Origin of the sequence: Coprococcus sp. RTP21428st1_C9_RTP21428_210409, from assembly GCF_040227395.1 — a bacterium.
Taxonomy (GTDB): domain Bacteria; phylum Bacillota; class Clostridia; order Lachnospirales; family Lachnospiraceae; genus Coprococcus; species Coprococcus aceti.
In genome coordinates, this window is record NZ_JBEHVV010000121.1 from 1 (window position 1) to 3,872 (window position 3,872).

Sequence of the window (3,872 nt, forward strand, 5' to 3'; positions counted from 1 at the left end):
CTCTAACAATTCGCATCCCGCAAAGGCACAATTTCCAACACTTGATAAATTATCAGGAATATCTATGTTCTTTATTCTGTTACAGCCCTGAAAACAATAGTCTCCCAGATTCTTGGTATACTCTGATAATTTCAAATCGGTTATGCTATAGCACTCTCCAAATGCAAACTGACCAAGTTCGTATATCTGAGATCCAGACATGTCTACATTCTTCAAACTTGAACATCTGGCAAATGCATACGCCCCCACCGACAAAGTTCCTTTCGAAAATTCCACAGACTTTAAAGATGTACATCCATAAAAAGCCCTTCGTCCTATAGTGAGAGGTTCGTCTCCCTCTATAACCACAGACTCCAGATTTGTACATCCTGAAAATGCATTGTTACCTATATGTGTAACTCCAGGCTTTACTACAACCTTTATAACATTGAAATTAGTCCACGGCTTCTTGTCCTCCAGTCCAAAGTCAATCATCGCCTTATTTGTGGAAACATCCAATGTCAGCACTCCACTGTCACCATTATATTCAGCCCTGATTCCAGCATCCTCCGACACTGCATTCGTCGAAGCATATGCCTGTACCATTTCTGGAACAAGGCTGACCATACACATAATCACTGCTCCTACAATTACTGTAATTATCCTTCTCTTTAACTCCTTTTTCATGATCAATCACCCCACTCTTCTTCTTCTGTTATAAACTCATCTTCATTTACGCTTGATGTTCCGCTGTCCGCCTGTTCATTTGTTCCCGAACCACCAGATGATCCCGATCCACCACCTGCTGAACCGGAGCTTGCAGCCACAACCGAGCTTGTCTTCTTGCCCTTACTCACTATCAGATACAACTGAGTATCTTCAGTCATCTCAGTTCCCGCCTTTACGCTTTGTCTGATGATCACATTCTCATCAACGGTATCAGAATTCTCCTGGAGGGTACTAAAGGTGATTCCAAGGGTTGAACACTGTATAGTTGCATCATTCAAGGTCATACCTACAAAGTCAGGAAGTTTTACCGTCTGCTCTCCCAGGCTTACTGTGATCTTTACAGAACTCCCCTTTTCTATGCTGGTTCCCTGTGTATCTTGCTGTTCAATTATCAAGCCAGCCGCAACATCCTTACTATATTCTTCAGTTTCTTCAAGCTCTATACCAGCCTCTGCAGCCATAGCTCTGGCATCCTCCAGGGTTTCACCAACAAATTCCGGCACAACTGTCATCTCCTTGCCTTTACTGACCGTTATTCCAACTGAAGCCTTACGTTTCACCTTCATTCCCTTGGCTATATCCTGTGAGATAACGCATCCTTCTTCTACCTCAGAACTGTATTCTTTTTTCTCCTCAAGCGTTACACCAGACTCTCTGGCAATTTGTTTTGCCTCCGCCGTTGTGTGACCAACAAAATCAGGCACAACAGATTTCCTATTAACCATTATGATGATTAACACAACTGAAACCAATACGATCCCAGCTATTACACCTATGATGATCTTCATATTGGGTCCATGCTTGTCAGAATCACCAGCTTCAAGTGCTTTTAAAATGTCTTCAAGCTCATCTCTGCTATCCTTCGCAGCTTCTCCAACGCCCGCAGCTCCAACATCATCTTCCCGCGACACAACACCATCTCCTTTACATTATTGTCAAACAATAGTATTGCATCATCAATTATTTTTGTCAACAGTCATTTAGTTTTTCTCTATTTAATTATAAAAAAATACATTGTTTTCATAACAAATGTTGTTAAGTAAACAATGTATTTTTACAAATCATGCCTTTATAGTTTTACACTTCTGTTTGTTCTTGCACTAATTGCAAAACAAAATCCCCAAAATCTTCTGCTAACGTTTCAACTATCTCATATTCCTTACCATTATAAAATGCCATTATAACCCTAGGCTCTTTTTGCTCGTTTAAATATGAATAATCTAAATATGCCATATTCCCATCATCAAAATTATATATAGGTATCCACTCATTAGGTAAGTTATATTCTTTCCGGTCATTTAACGCATAAGCAACAGAATTCCCCTCCAATATTCCTGAATCATCATCTGGGTCAATTCCAAAAATTTCATTACCATAAAATGATAAATAGCCATATTTTTTATAAAATTCTATACTTTGATTTGAAAATTTTATATTAAGCATTTGCTCTGATTTTCTAATTTCTTCTTCGTTTTTCCCCCCCGCTGTAGTATAAAATTTACATTTAGGTGCTAACTCCATTGCTTTAATAAAATTTGTATAGCTCATATATACCTCCACTAATCTAAATTATTACTTCGCCATTTCCAATATTCTCTTCTCCACTTATTAAACTTACTTCTATTAATCTTAGATGGAGCTTGTCCTATATTAGTGTGCAGTTTGCTGTAATTCTGCTGATGCTCTGTAGCCGTTATTTCCATAACTGGTCCATTATCTGTTTGATCAATGTGATGTATATTAACAGATTTTCCATCTGTTCCAATAGGTGCCAGTCCTTGCTCCATTCTCTGTGTATTCGTTCGACCCTGTTTGTCTACAAAACCAGGATCAAATGTGTTTTTATCCATTGTAACAGTTTTTCCGTTTACATCAACAGTTTTTTTGCCATTCTTCCAATTAACATTACCTCCACCCCCTCCCTGTCCTTTGCCAGTAGATATAACACCATTTTCACTCTCCGCCTTTGACGACGACTTCCCACCTCCAACAGACTGCATAGCAAACGATGTTGCCGCACTTTTTACCCAAGTCTTAACTATATCTCCGCCAGTAAAGTCTTTATCATACTTGTTTGAGTGATACGCATATACCACAGTATCTACAGTTGCATCAGATACCATATTCATAGCTTTTACAGCCATGACTCTTCCTACTGTGAGTTCTGCCCCTGACATAATTGCAGATGTTCCAGCTCCTAATCCTCCACTGATTGCACCCAATATTGCTCCAGATTCAAAACCATTTGCAAATCCATCATAAAATGACTTGCCGGATTTCATTGAAGCTATTCCATTCATAACGCCTGACGTGGCAGCACCAATAATAGCAGATGTCGCTATAGACTGTGTTACTGTGGCGGCCGCCGCCCCTAGTACAGCAGGGCAGACTATCGCCACTGCAGCAGTAACCACAAGCACGCCTATGCCTATAGCCAGCTTTCCTTCACTGGTCTCATACCATGGAGTTTCAGCATATAGGTTGCACAGAGTCTGTCCAGATGCCTCGAATTTTTCATTACATTCTTTATACAGATCGTATGCCTCATCCAGAATCTTCTTCAGAGTTCCAAGCCGATCATATTCGTCTACCAGTTGAGCACGATATCTGTCCAGGGATGATATATCCAGGGATTCCGCCATCTTGCTTATGTATATTATATCTCTCTGACGTCTGATATCATCAATATACTGTCCAAGTGTATCATATATCTTTGACAATCTGTAAGGTTCATCTTCAAGCCTGCCAAGGTCTACATACAAAAGCACTCCTCTATTTTCCATTATTTCCCTCATTCAGGTATTTGTCAACAAATTCAAACTCTTCCGGGTCCTGAAATCCAACAAAATATACCCGTTCTATCTGGTCATGATCAAACATATACGTCTGTTTTGTAGATATATTTCCCTCTGGATACAGGCATCCTATATAATCCCTTACGCTATCTGAATCCTCTGCCTTCTGCAGTCTTCCATATATCATCAACCTTTTATTTGCGTTCTTTAATAACACAACCGAACCGATCGGCAGATATTTCTTAAATTCAATCATAATAACCTCCTCAATCTCAAAATGCCATCTCTGATGGCTATCAGAGATGGCACTTCTTTCCTACGAAATAATATTTGCTGCAAGCGATTCCGTTGCCGCTGCATTCTTTTTCT

The 3,872-nt window shown here is 39.7% G+C and carries 5 protein-coding genes; all 5 read right to left on the reverse strand.

What is annotated here, in order from left to right:
- Positions 1–666, reverse strand: a 666-nt coding sequence (locus ABUA34_RS13960; protein ID WP_349823511.1) for a leucine-rich repeat domain-containing protein, incomplete at its 3' end; no start/stop codon positions are given.
- Positions 667–668: 2 nt separating this feature from the next.
- A complete protein-coding gene (locus tag ABUA34_RS13965; protein ID WP_349823512.1) occupies positions 669–1,619 on the reverse strand; it encodes a PASTA domain-containing protein in 951 nt (316 codons plus the stop codon).
- Positions 1,620–1,785: 166 nt separating this feature from the next.
- Entirely contained in the window at positions 1,786–2,256 is a 471-nt protein-coding gene (locus ABUA34_RS13970; protein WP_055147849.1) for an SMI1/KNR4 family protein, read from the reverse strand.
- Between the two features lie 11 nt (positions 2,257–2,267).
- A complete protein-coding gene (locus tag ABUA34_RS13975) occupies positions 2,268–3,491 on the reverse strand; it encodes an HNH/ENDO VII family nuclease (RefSeq protein ID WP_349823513.1) in 1,224 nt (407 codons plus the stop codon).
- Positions 3,481–3,759: a DUF4176 domain-containing protein gene (locus ABUA34_RS13980; RefSeq protein WP_022216712.1), complete on the reverse strand. Its 279-nt coding sequence runs from the start codon at positions 3,757–3,759 to the stop codon at positions 3,481–3,483. The genes ABUA34_RS13975 and ABUA34_RS13980 overlap by 11 nt, the downstream gene beginning before the upstream one ends.
- Positions 3,760–3,872 lie beyond the last annotated feature (113 nt).

Coding starts and splice junctions, on each gene's coding strand:
- ABUA34_RS13970 (WP_055147849.1), bottom strand. CDS start 2,256: ATGAGCTATACAAATTTTATTAAAGCAATGGAGTTAGCACCTAAATGT.
- ABUA34_RS13975 (WP_349823513.1), bottom strand. CDS start 3,491: ATGGAAAATAGAGGAGTGCTTTTGTATGTAGACCTTGGCAGGCTTGAA.
- ABUA34_RS13980 (WP_022216712.1), bottom strand. CDS start 3,759: ATGATTGAATTTAAGAAATATCTGCCGATCGGTTCGGTTGTGTTATTA.